General features: G+C 31.6%; 14 protein-coding genes. 5 read left to right on the forward strand and 9 right to left on the reverse strand.

Going from position 1 to position 17,888, the window contains the following annotated elements; genetic code table 11:
• From V8G69_RS01130 to V8G69_RS01140, 3 genes are all read left to right on the forward strand, one after another.
• Positions 1-327: a DUF59 domain-containing protein gene (locus V8G69_RS01130; RefSeq protein WP_394879849.1), complete on the forward strand. Its 327-nt coding sequence runs from the start codon at positions 1-3 to the stop codon at positions 325-327.
• Between the two features lie 18 nt (positions 328-345).
• The gene (locus V8G69_RS01135; protein WP_394879850.1) at positions 346-852 is read left to right on the forward strand and encodes a DUF2480 family protein; all 507 of its coding nucleotides are present in this window, start codon (positions 346-348) and stop codon (positions 850-852) included.
• Positions 853-921: 69 nt separating this feature from the next.
• Entirely contained in the window at positions 922-1,863 is a 942-nt protein-coding gene (locus V8G69_RS01140; protein ID WP_394879851.1) for a DUF3078 domain-containing protein, read from the forward strand.
• Positions 1,864-1,908: 45 nt separating this feature from the next.
• Here the strand turns inward: V8G69_RS01140 and hflX are convergent, their stop codons facing one another.
• On the reverse strand, positions 1,909-3,123 hold the full coding sequence (gene hflX, locus V8G69_RS01145) for a GTPase HflX (protein WP_394879852.1): 1,215 nt from the start codon (positions 3,121-3,123) through the stop codon (positions 1,909-1,911).
• A gap of 75 nt (positions 3,124-3,198) precedes the next feature.
• Here hflX and V8G69_RS01150 point away from each other — a divergent pair, with 75 nt between their 5' ends.
• Entirely contained in the window at positions 3,199-4,173 is a 975-nt protein-coding gene (locus V8G69_RS01150) for an endonuclease (RefSeq protein WP_394879853.1), read from the forward strand.
• A gap of 47 nt (positions 4,174-4,220) precedes the next feature.
• Here the strand turns inward: V8G69_RS01150 and V8G69_RS01155 are convergent, their stop codons facing one another.
• Positions 4,221-5,636 carry a DUF5689 domain-containing protein gene (locus tag V8G69_RS01155; RefSeq protein WP_394879854.1) on the reverse strand — a complete coding sequence of 472 codons (1,416 nt, stop codon included), beginning with the start codon at positions 5,634-5,636 and terminating at the stop codon, positions 4,221-4,223.
• 37 nt (positions 5,637-5,673) lie between these two features.
• Positions 5,674-8,445, reverse strand: coding sequence for a carboxypeptidase regulatory-like domain-containing protein (locus V8G69_RS01160; protein WP_394879855.1), 2,772 nt, complete (start codon positions 8,443-8,445; stop codon positions 5,674-5,676).
• 138 nt (positions 8,446-8,583) lie between these two features.
• On the opposite strand from V8G69_RS01160, the gene V8G69_RS01165 reads away from it, so the two are divergent.
• Positions 8,584-9,639: an endonuclease/exonuclease/phosphatase family protein gene (locus tag V8G69_RS01165; protein ID WP_394879856.1), complete on the forward strand. Its 1,056-nt coding sequence runs from the start codon at positions 8,584-8,586 to the stop codon at positions 9,637-9,639.
• A 51-nt stretch (positions 9,640-9,690) separates the two neighbouring features.
• On the opposite strand, the gene V8G69_RS01170 is transcribed toward V8G69_RS01165, so the two are convergent.
• The 6 genes from V8G69_RS01170 to V8G69_RS01195 all read right to left on the reverse strand — a co-directional run bounded on the left by V8G69_RS01170 (position 9,691) and on the right by V8G69_RS01195 (position 17,823).
• Entirely contained in the window at positions 9,691-10,131 is a 441-nt protein-coding gene (locus V8G69_RS01170) for a hypothetical protein (protein WP_394879857.1), read from the reverse strand.
• 138 nt (positions 10,132-10,269) lie between these two features.
• Entirely contained in the window at positions 10,270-13,059 is a 2,790-nt protein-coding gene (locus V8G69_RS01175) for a TonB-dependent receptor (RefSeq protein ID WP_394879858.1), read from the reverse strand.
• Positions 13,060-13,227: 168 nt separating this feature from the next.
• On the reverse strand, positions 13,228-14,847 hold the full coding sequence (gene pgi, locus V8G69_RS01180; protein WP_394879859.1) for a glucose-6-phosphate isomerase: 1,620 nt from the start codon (positions 14,845-14,847) through the stop codon (positions 13,228-13,230).
• On the reverse strand, positions 14,847-16,160 hold the full coding sequence (locus tag V8G69_RS01185) for a peptidoglycan DD-metalloendopeptidase family protein (protein ID WP_394880175.1): 1,314 nt from the start codon (positions 16,158-16,160) through the stop codon (positions 14,847-14,849). Before V8G69_RS01185 ends, pgi begins: the two co-directional genes overlap by 1 nt.
• Positions 16,118-17,035: a tryptophan 2,3-dioxygenase family protein gene (locus V8G69_RS01190; RefSeq protein ID WP_394879860.1), complete on the reverse strand. Its 918-nt coding sequence runs from the start codon at positions 17,033-17,035 to the stop codon at positions 16,118-16,120. Before V8G69_RS01190 ends, V8G69_RS01185 begins: the two co-directional genes overlap by 43 nt.
• A gap of 5 nt (positions 17,036-17,040) precedes the next feature.
• Entirely contained in the window at positions 17,041-17,823 is a 783-nt protein-coding gene (locus V8G69_RS01195; protein ID WP_394879861.1) for a DUF3108 domain-containing protein, read from the reverse strand.
• Between the last annotated feature and the right edge of the window lie 65 nt (positions 17,824-17,888).

Raw genomic sequence — 17,888 nt, forward strand, 5'->3', positions numbered from 1 at the left:
ATGAGCGATATAAAAATTGACACCACAAAATTAGGAGAGAAAATAGTTGGCGTTTTGAAAACAATTTATGATCCAGAAATACCTGTAGATATTTACGAACTTGGGTTAATTTATGACGTATTTGTTAACGAAGACTATGATGTAAAAATATTAATGACATTAACAACTCCAAACTGTCCTGTTGCTGAAACTTTACCTTTAGAGGTAGAAGAGAAAATCAAATCACTTGATGCTGTGAAAAGTGCCGAAGTTGAAATAACTTTTGATCCACCTTGGACACACGATTTGATGAGCGAAGAAGCGAAATTAGAACTTGGAATGCTTTAAATATTTTTGTTTTCTTAAATGCAGGACGAAATAATCAATCGCGTAGCGAATAGCAAATTAATAACCATAAACCTTGAAGATTATTATCCTCAAGGAAAGCGTGTTTTGTTTGATATTAAAGAATGGCTTTTTGAAGGATTTGTATTGCGCGAAAAAGATTTTAGAGAACAAGTAAAGCTATTTGATTGGTCCCAATATAAAGATGCCTATGTTGCTTTAACTTGTAGTAGTGATGCTATAATTCCTGCTTGGGCATTTATTCTAATTAGTCTTCATTTAGAGCCCTTTGCAAAAAAAATAGTTATAGGAAATCTTGAGTTGTTAGAAACTTCCATTTTTCAGGATGTTTTAAACATATTAGATGTTTCAGAGTTTGCCAACAAACCAATCATAATAAAAGGGTGTTCAAAAAAACCCGTTCCTCAAAACGCTTACATTATGCTAGCCAATAAACTTAAACCTTTTGCTCAATCTATTATGTATGGAGAAGCTTGTTCTTCTGTCCCTCTGTTCAAAAGCAAATAAAAGATTCTCAACTTGCAAATAATTTGATATATATTATCTTTGCGAACTTAAATATTTATTTCTCATAAAATGAAAAAGGTATTACTTTTAACTCAAGCAGTCATCTTAAGCATCTCATTTAGTTATTCTCAAACTTTAGAAGAACTTAAAGCAACACTTGCAATTCAAAAAGATTCACTTAAAGTGGCTCAAGATCGTGTTAATACAACGCAAGGTAAAATTGATGCCTTTCCTGGTTGGAAAAAAGGAGCTTTTGGAACTGTAGGAGGAAGCGTTTCTAATTTTAATAACTGGTATGCACAAAAGGCCCCAAATAATAAATCTGGAAACATTGGTTTTACAATCAATGCCTTTGCAAATCTTGATACAAAATCCTTCTTTTGGAGAAATGCTGGTAATATGAATTTATCATGGGTGAAGTTTGATGATAAAGACAACCCTAACGACAACAATAGATGGAGAGAAGCAACAGATGTATTCAACATAACCTCTTTATATGGTCAAAAATTAAGTGAATTTTTTGCTTTTTCTGGATTAGCAGAGTACAGAACAACCATCTTGAATAATTTTAATAATCCTGGATATTTAGATGCTGGTATTGGTGGAACTTGGACACCGATTAAAGATTTAGTTGTTGTTGTGCATCCATTAAACTACAACTTAGTTTTCAGTAAAACAGATGCTATTTTTCAATCGTCGTATGGAACAAAAATACTTGTAGATTATACCAGACAAATCCAAGCTGTAAGCTTTAAAACAAACTTGTCAATGTTTCAAAGTTACAAGAGTTCTGATTTATCAAACTGGACATGGAACAACTCTTTTGGATATACTTTATGGAAAATGATAGGTGTTGGATTTGACTTTGGATTAAGAAGTAATAAGCAGGAAGCCTTAAAGTATTATGCAATTAATTTTGATGCTACAAGTGGTGATCCTGAACCAACCTTTGAAAATATTAATAACAAACTTCAAACCTATTGGGTTGTTGGATTAAACTATAAGTTTTAATAAGATTATAAAATAAAAAGAGCTTCTAAATTAGAAGCTCTTTTTTTATGCTTGATTCTCATCATAATCTGGATACAAAAAATGATTATAAGGAAAACGAGTGATGTGAATTTGCCTTACTTCTTCATAAACTCTTTTCTTGAAGTCTTCTAAATTCTCCTTATTTAAAGCTGAAATAAATAGAGCATTGTTACCTATTTTACTCATCCAGGTCTTTTTCCATTCATCTAAAGAATAATGCATTTTCGTGCGTTCTGTTTCTAAATCATCTTCACTTAACGGTTCTGGCTTATAAGCATCAATTTTATTAAATACCATAATAGTTGGCTTATCTGCACTTTTAATTTCTCCTAAAATTTTATGCACAGAATCAATGTGCTGTTCAAAATTAGGATGTGAAATGTCAACAACGTGAAGTAATAAATCGGCTTCTCTTACCTCATCTAAAGTACTTTTAAAACTTTCAACCAATTGTGTGGGCAGCTTCCTTATAAATCCTACCGTATCTGAAAGCAAAAAAGGCAAGTTTTGAATGACCACTTTTCTGACCGTAGTATCTAACGTTGCAAATAGTTTGTTTTCGGCAAACACCTCGCTTTTGCTTATTACATTCATTAAGGTAGATTTTCCAACATTGGTATAACCCACAAGTGCTACACGTACCATGGCTCCGCGATTACCACGTTGAACAGACATTTGTTTATCAATAATTTTAATACGCTCCTTAAGCAACGCTATTTTATCACGCACAATACGTCGGTCTGTTTCAATTTCTGTCTCACCAGGACCACGCATACCAATACCCCCTTTTTGACGTTCAAGATGCGTCCACATACCTCGCAACCTTGGCAATAAATATTCACATTGGGCTAACTCGACTTGTGTTCTGGCATAGCTTGTTTGAGCACGTTGTGCAAAAATATCTAGGATTAAATTGGTTCGGTCTAACACCTTGCAATTAAGAATTTTACTAATATTTCGTTCTTGAGCTGCTGAAAGTTCATCATCAAAAATTGCTGTTCCTATGTCATTATCTTTAATAAAACGCTCAACTTCTTCAATTTTACCTGTTCCTAAAAATGTTCTGGAATTAGGCATATCCATTTTCTGAGTAAATCGTTTTACAACTTCTCCTCCAGCTGTATATGTTAAAAATTCCAATTCATCTAAATACTCTTTAGATTTAATTTCATCTTGGTCTTTTGTAACAATACCTATTAATACAGCCTTTTCTAAGCTTATTTCTTTTGATTCTAACATAAAATAAAATAATGCACAAAGTTACATAATTGCAACCATTTTAATTTTTATATTTTTAACGATAATTTTGAGTTTATGGATGATTCTTTTGACAATAACATATTAAAACATAATACACATACCATTGCATTTTACAATCTTGAAAACCTGTTTGACATCAAAGATGATCCGAAAACAAATGACAATGATTTTTTACCTATTACTACAAAAAAATGGACTTATAAACGTTATCAAAATAAACTAAGAAAATTAGGTTTTGCTATTTCGAGTATAGGCTTTAAAGAAACTGATAAGCATCCGGCTATTATTGGTTTGGCTGAAGTAGAAAATGATACCGTTATAAAAGACCTTATAGCTTCAAAACATTTAAGTGAATGCCATTATGGTTTTGTGCATTATGATTCCTTAGATGAACGTGGAATAGATGTTGCTTTGTTGTATGACACTACTTGTTTTAAAGTAACCCATTCTGAGACTTTTTCTGTTCAACTATATAATGAAGAAGGCTTGCCAGATTATACAAGAGATATTCTTTTGGTAACAGGTTTGCTTGAAGAAGAAGAAATTCATGTCATTGTGAATCATTGGTCATCAAGACGCGAAGGCGCTAATGAAACAGAGGCTAAACGTTTAGCTGCTTCTAATAAAGTTATTGAAATTATTAATGCCCTAAAATCTGAAAATGCAAATTCAAAAATTATTGTAATTGGTGATTTTAATGACGATCCTACAAATGAAAGTATTCAGCATTTAATTAAAAATCAAGATTTATTTAATCCTATGCTATCATTATTTTCATATTCAAGAGGTTCTACATCACATGATTATAAATGGAATTTATTTGACCAAATTATGTTCACCAAGAACTTTTTTGAAACAATACCTAACACCTTTAGTTATGCAGAAGCCAACATTTTTGATGACGATTTTTTAAAGCTTTTTAATGGTAAATACAAAGGGAAACCTTTCAGGACTTATATAGGAAAAAAATATCAAGGAGGTTATAGTGACCATTTTCCTGTGTATGCCACTTTACAAAAGAATTACTAAAAAACCCACCAAATTGGTGGGTTTTTATGGGTATAAATTTAACAAGCTTAGTTTGAAGCAATAATACTAAAATCATCTACTTGGTATGCACCATCAAGTGTGGTATCGGTACCAGAACCAACCACTTTAAAGGCTACATATAAAGTTCCTGTGTAAGATGATAAATCAATTAAACCAGAATCAATAAACTCATACCAACTATTGCTTTGCGAAGCAAGAGTAGCGGAAATTGGTTCCCAAGTGGCAGCTAAAACATTTGTTCCGTCATAATCAGTTGAAACAAATATTTCTAGAGTATTATCTGGAGATTCTAAATGATGTTGAGCCGTCTTAAAGTTTAAAAATTCATTGTCTTGAGCATCCATATCAAATCCAGGTGTTACCAACCAAGCAATGTTTGAAGGGCTTCCTGAATTAAATGTACTAAATTCTGTATAACCATTTCCTGAAAATACTTTTTCTCTCCAAACCCACGAACCCGCTTCTGCAAAATTAGTCCATCCAACAAAATTTAAATTTGTGTTGTTGGTTGCAGATTGAAAATCTTCTTCAAAAAGAGTTGTGAAATCATTAGGATCAAGTAATGAGCAACGAGAGTTTGTAAAATTTACATCATCTGTTGTGTTTAAGGCTAATATTAAGCTGCTTCCATCAAAAGTTTTACTAACAACTGCCGTAATAGTTCCATTTCCTGTTGGCAATAGTTCATTTTGAAAACTTGCAAAGGCACTTGTTTCTAAACTAAATTGTGTATAGTTAAAGCCTCCACATGCTTGTAAAGTTCTTTGAGTATCATAATCTTGAGTTGGATCAAAATAGCGTTTGCCTGCTAAATTATCGGCAAACTCAACATTTTCTACAGATATCAACAAACCAACATACGCTTTGGTAATTTCAGAAAACGTTACAACCAATGGTGTTATTTCCATTGTATTTTCAGACCTTAAAACACTTAATTTAATTTGATTCAGGCTTAAACTTGTAACAGTAGTACCGTATTGGTCTGTTTCTGTTCCTCCTCCAATAGTAGTCACACCATTCCCTACTCTTTCTTCCCCAATATATAATCCTTTTAGGCTTATATAGACTTCTCTTCCTAAATTGAATTGATTGTATGTATCAACTTGATTTAATATTACTTTTAAAGCAATTGTTGGATTTGTAGGACTATCTTGAATGAAAAATTCTTTGAAAAAATTACCTGCTTGATCTGATGAAGATACATACCCTTTTACATATATATCTGTATCAATAGCTTCAATAAAATCACCTTCTTGATACATGGCCTTAACATCAGCCATTGATACTTCTGTTGCACCATCTAATAACGTTTTTAGTCTTGAATTCTCTTCGATTCCCAAACTACTTGGTACAACAAAATCATCATCTTGAACACATGATGCGATAGTAAAACTAGCTACTACGGCAACCATTAACATTAAAATTCTTTTTATATTTTTCATAATACTATGTTTTTATATTTTTCTTAATTTCTTTTTTTTAAAATCTTAGGTAAACATTTACAAAATAATTTGCTCCACGTCCATACCAATATTTTGAACCAAATCTTCGTATAGGGCTATTTACATCTTGTAATAACTCTCTATAGTTTGCGTTTCTACCTTGCTCGTATCCTCCTGTTTTGTATTCTTTATCAAAAAGATTTCCAATACTCGCAATAAACCCTACATATTTGTCTCCAATTTTCCAAGATTTCCCTCCAACAAGGTTAACAACCATATAATCGTCAAATTTTTCTTGTTTTAATAAATCTTTGGCAATGGTTTCATCATAATCATTAAATGGCAATCCGTCTGCATCTAAATAAAAGTTTTTAGTTCTTGTTAAAGCATTCATATCTAAATAGGCATTAGAGAAAAAGTTTGCCGTTGCTGCAAACCACCAGTAATCTGGATCGCGATACTCAAAACCTACAGAGTAAGCCCTTTGTGGGCCACCCGCTATTTTGTAATCTTTTAAATTAGCTTTTCCATAAGATATTGAACCATTTTGTGATGTAAAACTTGATGAAGTTAAATACAAATCTGGATTATTATCATAAGTAAATTGACCCACAGATGCTGCTCCTTTTAATTTAATAGTTGGAGTTACTTGTGCTTCAATACCTAATTCTGCTCCTATATTTTTTTTATTAATTCCTTGTAAAACTTCTTGAACAAAAGCAGAGGTGTCGTTATCTGCAATATCATCTCCACTTAAACCGTCTGCATAATAAAAACCAACTTCGTTGGCATCTTCTACTTTAGAATAATAGCCAGTTAATTTAGCTTTTACTAGAGTGGAACGGAAAATATAACTTGCATCAATGGCACTTACTTTTTCTTCACTAATATTTTTTACAAAACTTTGATTTTCTCTTGAGTTTGAATACGTGTTACGTAAAGAAGGTGCTCTTGTTATGTAACCAGCATTCACATCAATTAAATGTTTTCCTGTTATTTTATAAGTAAATCCGGCTTTACCACCAACACCTGTAAATGTTAGTTCTTTACCTTTTCCATAAGATAAGTCACCAGGAAACCTACTATGCTCCCATAAACCTTCTCTTTGATATTGAGTGTTTGTTAAACTACCCGAAAGATAAAAGTCTATTTTGTTATATTTAAATTGGGCTTGGGCATATCCTGAAACAATATTAGCATATAAATTATAGTTGTATCTGTATTTATCGCCTTTGCTTAAAACTCTATCTGGGTTTTGACTATCATATTGATAATTATCAAACGAATCTACATTTAAAACACCTACATTTGAACCTAATACATCTATAATTTCACCAAAATTTTCAGAATTTAATTTTTTGTAATTAACTGAGGCATTTAAAATAATATTATCATTTAATTCTGAATTTAAAATAGTATTAAATGTCCATTGTTTATCATCGCTTCTATCCTCATATAATGCATAAGCTGCTGTTATACCATTTATATTGTTTGTAATATTTGCGTCATAAATTCTATCCCAACCAATTTGTCCATCATTTAAAAAGTTTTGTTCAGCTTGATAGGCACCTGCGTAATCAGGTCCATTACTATCAGCTAAAAAATAACTAGGTAAGTTTTGATAATATGCTGGACTTGGGTTTCCTCCTCCTGAATAATCTAAACGACTATTGCCAATTTTACCAAATTGGTACCCTATGTTTGTATTTAAGCTTGTTTTGCTAGAAATATCCCAGTAATGATTTAACATTAAAATAGGTTCTTCTACCTCTTTTACACGAGAATTTCGTTTATCACCATCTTGCCAACCCCAATATTCATTATACTTTATACCTTTTAAATCATAAACTTCTTGGGTGTTTGATGATGATTTACCCCTTCTGTTGGGACTATAAATAGAAGTAAAATTCAAACTATGCTTTTTCCCAAATTTTTTCTCTAAAGAAGCAAAAAAGGAATTCGAATCATAAAACGTAGCATCTTGATAGCCTTCATTCCCCCAGCGTCTTGATAGCATAAATGCCATAGACCAACCATCTTTCATTAAACCTGTAGCATAGCTAAACATGGCTCGATTAGTATAACTTCTATTAGATGATGAATATGTTACTTGACCACCTTCACGGAAGATTGATGCTCTTGTATTCATATTAGTTGTTCCTAAAACTCCTCCAAAATTATAAGCAGAAGGTGTTAGTCCAGATGTTAATTCTTGATTTCTAACAACATCATTTAAACCTCCCCAATTACTCCATTGAGGACGACCATCATAAACCTTGTTCATTTCAATTCCATTAATTAAAACCGAACCGTTTTCAGAATCCAAACCTCTAACTCTAAAAAATGAAGAGCTAAATTCGAAAGCTGCTGTACGCTGAAAAACATCTAATGATGATGATAATAAACCAGAAATGTTATCTGATCCACCACTAGTGTCATCATTAAGTTCATCGTCTGATAAAGTAATGGTGAATAAATCGGCAGAACTTTTAACATCAAACTCTAAAGTCATATCCATAATATTTACAGTTTGACCTTCATTAACTATTATAGGATATCTTTTTACAGCATATCCATCTTTAAATATTTTTAATACTTGTTCTCCTAAGGGAACATTATTAGAAAATTTAAATTCCCCTAAAGCATTAGTTTTAGTGGTTTGATTTGTTTCTTCAATAGTAATGGTAACATCTGGAATTGGTTCATAAGTAACAGCCTGTTTAACACTACCCTTAATGGTAGTTTGCTGAGCATAGGTTGTGAAAATTGAAACAATTCCGAATAAAAAAATAAGTAAACTTTTTTTCATACTTGAATTCATGTTTATAAGAATAAAATTGGATAAATAATAATTATTTAACCTACACAAATTTACATTATTTATAATAAATATCTACTTTTGAAATAAGATTTGTAATCGAAATAACGTTAACGTAACTTATTTTTAATGAAAAAATTAAAGCACCATTTCTTTATATTGTTTTTATGTTTATTATCTTATGCAAATGCACAGGAAAAAAAGACCTATAAAATACATACTGTAGCGTTTTATAATTTAGAAAATTTATTTGACACTATAAATGACCCTACTAAATTTGATGAAGCAAGCCCTATGATGGAATTAAAAACCAATAGGTCAGCTATTTACAAAAAGAAAGTAAAAAACATGGCTCGTGTAATTGCTGATATTGGTTCTAATGTCGCCCATAATTCACCTGCAATCATTGGAGTTTCTGAAGTAGAAAACCGAGAAGTTCTTGAAGATGTTGTTAATGATTCTTCTTTAATTTCTAAAGATTACGGAATCATTCATTACCAATCACCTGATGCCAGAGGTATTGATGTTGCGTTACTTTATCAAAAAAAGCTTTTTTCTCCAATTTCAACAAGCAGTCACGAATTGAAAATTTTTGATGACCTCACCAATAAGCGCGTTTACACAAGAGATCAATTATTAGTTAGTGGTAATTTAGATGGAGAACTTATTCATGTTATTGTAAACCATTGGCCTTCAAGAAGTGGTGGGGAAGCAAGAAGCAGACCAAAACGTGTAGCTGCTGCTAAATTATGTAAACATTTGGTTGATTCCCTTCAGATAAATGACCCTTATGCTAAAGTTTTTATAATGGGAGATTTGAATGATGACCCAACCAATGCAAGTATAAAAGATGCTTTAAAAGCTCAAAAAGACAGGGATAAAGTAGAATTTAAAGGTATATATAATCCTTTTGAAGGTTTTTTTAAAAGCGGCTTAGGAACTACCGCATACAGAGATGCATGGAGTTTATTTGATCAAATAATGATTACTAAACCATTACTTGATAAAGATTTTTCATCATACAGATTTTATAAAGCTGGAATTTTTAATGAAAACTATTTAATTCAAAAAACCGGACAATATAAAGGATATCCTTACAGAAGTTGGGGCTATGGTGGATTCACAGATGGGTTTAGTGACCACTTCCCAGTATATGTTTACTTAATAAAAGAAATAAACAATTAACAAAACTGTTATATAAATAAAAAAGGCGACCAAATTGGTCGCCTTTTTTATTTAATTAGGCCAAACAGCCCATGGAATTCTTGATAAAAACAAAACTAGAGCTATGGTATAAAAAATAGCAATCAATTTTAGTTTAGATTTTGATGTAAGCTTCTTTTTGTGTTTAGAGTAACCAATAGTTATTAAAGCCACTGCAATAATATTAATTAATGGATGCTCAACCAAATATAACCTGTTTACAGCATCTTTCATAACGCCTCCCATGCCTAACTCGCTAAACAATTCTAGCCTTGGAGAAACAAAATACAATAATAAACCTAAAAGTAATTGAATGTGCGATACTATTAAGGTAAACAATGAAATTCTAAAATCTTTTGCTTCGTATTCTTTTCCTGAAACACTTTTAATAATAGCATTTACTGCTGCTATTATCAACACAATTAGGACAAGGTACGCCCAATAAGAGTGAACAATTTTAACTGTATTATACATATAGTAATTTTTATTTTTAATATAAGTTACAAATGTAGTAATTAAATAAATATACCTTCATTTAAAATAACACGTAAAATTCAAGCATAAAAAAACCGCTCTAATGAAGCGGTTTTTTTTATATACTAATAATTTATATTAGAAATTATAACGTATTCCAAAATTCCAAGTTCTACCAAAACCGAAGAAAACCTTATTACTAGTGTTTATTCCTTTATAGGTATCATCTCCTGGGTTGGCAAATGTATTAGTAGCTGATTCTGCAATGTACTCTTCATCAAAAACATTATTCATGTTAAATCTTAAATTTACACTGTTCGTTTTATTAGCACCTACCATCATTTTATATGATAATCCAGCATCTACCAAATTATAAGAAGGCAATTTTAGAGATCCTTGATGATCTTCAAAATCAAAATCTACAGGATTAATATCTGCATATAAATTATCTGCTCTTCTCCAATCGGCATCAAAAGTCAACCCTTTAGCTGGTTTAACAACTACACCTATTTGTGAAGTAAATTGAGCTGCATCACCAACTTTTACACCATCTAAATATAAAGTTTCTTTTTGCTCTACACCTCCTACAACTATAGGAGAATTACTGTCATCAAAATAAGCTGCGGTTACATTTCCATTGTATTCCCAATTACCAACTGAAAGCATTCCATTAAAACTTAGGTAATCATTAACTTTAAAATCAGTCTCAACTTCAACACCCATATGTACTTGTTCTACACCAAAAAGATTAGCGCTACCAGGTACATCATCGTTCCTGTTTGATGGAGTGTTATTAACATCAAAACTACTAGAAACATTAATGAATCTATCTTTCCAGGAAGTTCTGTACAAGTTTATATTTGCTCTAAAGTTCTCTGAACGGAAACCATACCCTAACTCTAAACCTAATATTTTCTCATTTCTTAAATCATCGTTTAACAAGTTTTGGAAGTTTATATAAACGGCGTCAAAATTTGGTTGTTTTGAATAATACCCCGCATTAAAAAACACATTATTAGAATCATCAAAATTATAGTTTAAACCTCCTTTTACATTACCTCCAATAATATTTTCCCAATCAGTTTCTTGATTACCAGGTGTCTCTAAAAAGTACTCAACCCTTTTGAACCCTTGTTGAGATATGGCGGCTTGAACAAATGCCGAAACTTTATCCTTTTTGTATTCCAATTGTGTAAAAGCTCCAAGCCATCTTACTTTCCCATCATTATAATAGTCCAGTTTTTCATCATTATCTATACTTTTGAAAACATTCCATAACCCATTTAAATCTGAACTATTTGCTTGTGTTATAACATTGAAAGGATTGTTTATATTATCATTATCCCTATATCCATCAGCCCCTAAGAAATTATCTGCTCTTCTGTAATGAATTCCCTTATAAGAACGTAAATCCACACCAAAATCCAAAGTTAAAGTTTCATCTAATTCGGTGTTAAAATTAATAACGGTTCCAAACCAGTTATGTGAGTTCATTGATGCTCTACGAATGATACCGTTTCTTCTTGCTACACCAGGTAAAGATTCGCTTCCTGTTCCTGTAGGTGTAATACTGTCATCATTTACTATGAAAGTACCTGTATAAGGATCTACCGTGTTACCATATGTGAATCCATTAGAGAATGTTGTTACAGTACCTGAGTTAGATGCAACTATCTTATCCCACATAACCAATCCGTTACTGTCTCTAAAAGCTAAATCAGATAAAAATTTACCTCCTAATCGACCGATATCACCTGTTCCTCCTCCTCTACCTACAGAAGCATATAATACAGTTGATAATGAAGATCTATCACTTATTTTATAATCCCAGTTTAAAGAGGCAATTGGTTTATGATAAAAATTCTTAGTTGAATTAAATTCTTTACCATTTAAATAACCATGGTTGTAATTATATTTGATCCCAAATTGTAAATATTGGGCAAGAGTAGCTCTGTTAAAAAAACTACCTGTTCTTTGATTATGGGTTTGAGGTGCTCCTGTAACTGTTAATTGTAAATTATGGTTTCCTTTATCGTATCCAAACCCTAAAAAATAATTATATCCAGCAAATTCAGTTCCTTGAATATACCCGTCTCCTGCCGTTCTACTCAAAATTATAGAGGTTGCAAAACCGTTTTCCATTTTCCCTGTTGAATATGAAGCAACTGTTTTAAGGTAATTATCATTACCTGTTGTAAAACCAATTGAACCTCCTTCTTTCCTATCGGTAGTTTTAGTAACAACATTTATTGTTCCTCCTACAGAAGAAATTGCTAATTTAGAAGACCCTAGACCTCTTTGAACCTGAATTCCTGTAGCCACATCACTTAAGCCTGCCCAATTAGACCAAAACACGGCACCATTTTCCATGTCATTAACGGGTACACCATTAATCATAACAGCTACATTGGTTTGGTCAAAACCACGAACATTAATTCTTGCATCTCCAAAGCCTCCTCCTGTTTTTGTTGCGTAAATTGACGGAGTAGAATTTAAAATTTCCGGTAATTCTTGGCTACCTAACTTTTCTTGAATCTCAGCAGCTTTAATAGTTGAAACAGCCACTGGTGTTTCTCTATCCTTTGCAAAATCCACAACTCCTACAACCACTATTTCATCTAAAGAATTGTCAGAAGTTAAAGTTATTTTACCAAAATCTTTACTGCCATTAAAAGATAATGTTACAGTTCCATACCCAACATAAGACACCACTATTTGTCCAGAAGTAGCTTGTGTTGTTAAAGAAAACTTTCCATCGAAGTCTGTAGATACTCCATTAGTAGTTCCTTTTTCAATAATATTTGCACCAGGTAGAGGTGCGTTTAAATCTGCATCCATTACCGTTCCTGTAATAGTGCTTTGTGCCATTGCAACTGTAGAGAAAATGAGGGCTACAGTCAGTAAAAAAAATTGAGTAGTTTTTTTCATAATTTTAATAAAGATTAAATTACTTGAATTAGTGTAGCAAAAATAAGCATAAAATTATATAGTTTATTAACTTATTGTTAACAAATTTCATGCTAATCATCAACACTTTCTTATGGGTTCTTTACTAAAATCTTATAAAAAAGAATATTCTTGAGAAATCAATAAAAACTATGTTAATTTTTTGTAGTATTCTAAAAGATTGGATGTTGAAGAATCGTGATTATTAATTGTATTAGATTTAAACTCTTTTAAAATTTTACTAGCTAATTGTTTTCCTAACTCAACACCAAATTGGTCATAGCTAAAAATATTCCAAATAATGCCTTGAACAAATATTTTATGTTCATACATAGCTATTAGTTTTCCTAAACTTTCTGGAGTCAATTTGTTAATAAAAATGGTATTAGTAGGCTTATTTCCAGAAAATACTTTAAATGGCACAAGCGTTTCATTGGCTCCTTCTGCAATTACTTCTTCCTTTGTTTTACCATTTAATAAGGCTTCGGTTTGTGCTAAAAAGTTAGAAATTAATTTGTCTTGATGGTCTTGATTACCATGTAACGACTTAACAAAACCAATAAAATCGGCTGGTATTAATTTTGTACCTTGATGAATCAATTGGAAAAATGCATGTTGAGAATTGGTTCCTGGTTCTCCCCAAATAATTGTTCCTGTTTGATAATCTATAGTATTCCCATTTCTGTCAACACTTTTTCCGTTGCTTTCCATAATACCTTGCTGTAAGTAAGTAGCAAACTGACTTAGGTATTGAGAATATGGAATGATGGCTTCACTTTCAGCATTAAAAAAGTTATTATACCATACACTTATTAAAGCTAAAATTACTGGAATATTACTTTTGAAGTCTTCATTTTTAAAATGGGTGTCCATTTTATGAGCTCCTTGTAATAAACTATCAAAATTTTTATATCCAACAGCTAAACTTATTGATAAACCAACGGCACTCCAAAGAGAGAATCGTCCTCCAACCCAATCCCACATTGGGAAAATATTAGAACCATCTATACCAAAATTCTTTACGGTTTCAATATTTGTAGATACCGCAACAAAATGTTTAGCAATAGCATCTTCAGAAGCTGATTTTAAAAACCACTCTTTAATAGTATTGGCATTTGAAAGTGTTTCTTGTGTAGTAAATGTTTTTGAAACTATTACAAAAAGCGTGGTCTCTGGATTTAACTTTTTAATCACTTCATTTACATGATCACCATCTACATTACTTACGAAATGTGTGGTTAAGTGATTTTTATAAAACTGTAATGCTTCAACTACCATTGCTGGTCCTAAATCGGAACCACCAATACCTATATTTACAACATCAGTAAATGCTTTACCTGTAAAACCTTTTCTAACCCCATTAACAACTTCATTAGTAAACGCTTCTATTTTTTGTTTAACTGCATAAACTTCTGGCATAACATTTACACCATCAACTATAAAAGTAGCCGATTTTGGAGCACGCAATGCAGTATGTAGAACCGCTCTTCCTTCCGTTTGATTAATGATTTCTCCAGAAAATTGGCATTCAATAGCTTCTTTTAGCTTAACTTCTTCAGCTAATTGAAGTAAGTATTTTAATGTTTCTTCAGTGATTCTGTTTTTTGAAAAATCCACATAAAAATCTTCCCATTGAATGGTTAATTTATTCGCTCTCTCTTTGTCTTGAGCAAATAAATCTTTCATGTGCACATTTTGTAATGTATTAAAATGTTCTTGAAGCTGCTTCCATGAACTGATTTTTGTAGGATTTATGTTAGGGAGTGTCATTATTTTACTTGAGAAATTAAATTATTCTGAATTGTTTCTTTTTCCTTTTCTTCTTTAACAGGAATGCTATCCAACTTTGCTTTTATAGGTTTAATAAATTCAAAGTATTTTGCTTTAAGATTTTCTGAGATTGGTTCTGATTCTGGTAATTTTTCTTTTAATGGATCTACTTGTTTTTTGTTTTTCCAGAAACGATAACACACATGTGGCCCACCAGTATTACCTGTCATTCCAACCCAACCTATTACATCACCTTGCTTAACGAACTGACCAACCTTAACTTTTCGTTTTTGCATGTGAAGATATTGTGTTTCATAGGTTCCATTATGTCTTATTTTCACATAATTACCATTACCTCCTTTATATTGAGATTCTATTACAGTTCCGTTAGCAGTTGCCATAATTGGAGTTCCAATTGCAGCAGCAAAATCAGTCCCTTTATGAGGTCTTAAAGCGAAACCATAGTAGGCAATTCTTCTGTTTAAATTGTATCTTGAAGATATTCTACTAAACTGAACTGGTGCTTTTAAAAAAGCACGTCGTAAGTTTTTTGCTTCCTCATTGAAAAAATCAGTAAATTTTCTAACAGAATCCGTTTCAAATTTAAAGGCATAAAAAGGTTCTTTATTATATTCCATATAGGCAGCTTTCACATTTTGAATACCTGCATAAATAGTATCATCAATATATTTATCGGTATAAATAACTTTAAATCTGTCACCTTTTTGAAGTCTGTTGAAATCAATGGTCCAAGCATAAATTTCATCAGCCATTTTATAAGCTAATAAAACACTTAACCCTTGATCTACAAAAGCATTTGAAATATTGGTAGTAACTACACCTGTTGCTACTCTTTCAACATATTTAATTGGCTTTCTGCTTGTGTAAGCATGAATGGAATCTTGAAAATTAACAACCACATACTCTTCAATGTTAGGTTGATAAATAAAGCATCTAGGAATTTCTAAAGAATCTTTAGAGCACAATAATGTATAAGGTTTCCCAACCTGAAGTTTTCTAATATCAAATGTATCTTTTGCTTTTTGAGCTATATTAAAAATCTTTGTATAGTCAATTTTATTTTTTTCTAAAATTAAACCAAAACTATCTCCTTTACGTATTGTGTCTCTCTTAACAACGTAATCATTTAAATTAAAACCAAATTCATAAACATCTGGTGTTACAACTGCAATATCTTGAAACGATTCGTCTAAATTTGTCTCTTCATTATTCTTACAAGCTACTAAACTTAGTGCCAATAAAAAGAGTATTAAACCTCTGTTCCCCAATTTTGTAATTCCTCTTCTGTCCATAAATCTGGAAAAAATATTCTTCTCTGATATTTTGGATGCATGTATTTTACCCATTCACTTCCTCCTGTTGCTTCGGTGGTTTTACCACCAATGTTTAAATAATGATTTGCTGTGTTATAATGTGCCATAACCCATTTTATGTTTACCGTGTAATCATAATGGCGCATGGCATTTATTAATTCTTTATTCTCCTTTTCAACTTGTGGCAAAGCTTTAAATTTTGTCCACAAATTGTGTGTGTTATAAAATTGCGTAAATCTAATAAATTCATCTTTGTATTTCTCCTCAAAAACTGTTAATGTGTAACTTTTTTTGCCAGTTTTATAATCTTTCCCTGCTGCCTGCCAATATAAATGTTCAAAGGCATTCTCATACGATGAATTTCTGTCTATTGTTTCCCTAAATCGTTTGTCAATTAAATTAATAAGCTCTGTAGAAGCAAATTCGATTTTTCGGTATTGCGCGCTTTGAAAACCACTTGCAGGTGTTAATGAGGTTCTGAATTTGTTGTATTGGTCAACATCCATTCCATCTTTCATTATACTGAAAGAAGACGTTAACATGTCAAAATATCTGCTTATTCGCATCAGTTTTGATGAAAACATTGCAGCATCAACATTTTCGGTGGTAGCAACTTGCTCAATTTCTCCAAGGATCATTTTAAACAATAATTCATTGATTTGATGATACATGATAAATACCATCTCGTCTGGCAAATTTGTTCTAGGTATTTGAAGATTTAATAAAGAATCTGTATGAATGTAGTCCCAATAGGTTATTGGTTTACTGTACAATAACCCTTCTAAATGAACATCTAAATCTTGTCCTAATTTTTGATATTTCTCTTTGAGTTGATTTGTTGTTTCTGTTCCCAACGATATTAATTTTTTACAACAATTCTAAACGGATGTTTTAATCCTTTAAAAGCCTCAAGGTCAGCTCTTAACGAACCAACTCTTAAATCGGCCTTGATGCGCAAAGGTAATTTATTTTTATCTTTTGTAACCCAAAGTGTCAAACTTTCTTCTTCTTTAAAAACACGTCCAGCCATAACATATGGTCTGAATTTTAAAGTTTCAATATCACCAAAATCAGTGTTTATGGTTTCTTCTCCAAGATATTGTAGTTTAAATCCATAATTTTCTTCGTCAAAAAACATATCTACTCTTACTTCATCACCAACCTTTAGCTTATCAACGTCCAATTTATTTCTTAAATAATAGTAGGTCGATACCATGTCTTGAATATTTGGAGACGTATCATATACTTTGTTGACATTATTCTTTTTATCATTTATATAGGCTTTCTGATTGGCTTGGTCAAATTTTATTTCTAAATTTTTGGTATGACCACCTTCATCTATATCTCTTATAAACTTATAAGGCAATAATGTTTTTGTGTCAAAATAACTTTCATACCTGTCTTTTACTTTGAAAAACCATTTTATCATTCCTGATGTCCAGCCTTTTCCAGTAACATGATAAACATCTCTCCCTTCTAGTTTTGTTTCGTTGACAGATAGTGTGGCATTTCCAGCTTTTAACCAACCACTATAGCTCATTCTGAACTTAAACCACTCTCCATCGCCAAAGGAGGAATTATTTTGAGCAACAGAAAGTTGTACAGCAAGTATGGTAATACATATAAGTAGTTTCTTCTTCATCTATTGGGTAATTGTACTTTTATCTTAATCTGTAAAAGTGGGTTCAATATACAAGAAAATACAAT

It is taken from the genome of Gaetbulibacter sp. M235, from assembly GCF_043876835.1.
In the GTDB taxonomy this organism is placed as follows: Bacteria; Bacteroidota; Bacteroidia; order Flavobacteriales; family Flavobacteriaceae; genus Yeosuana.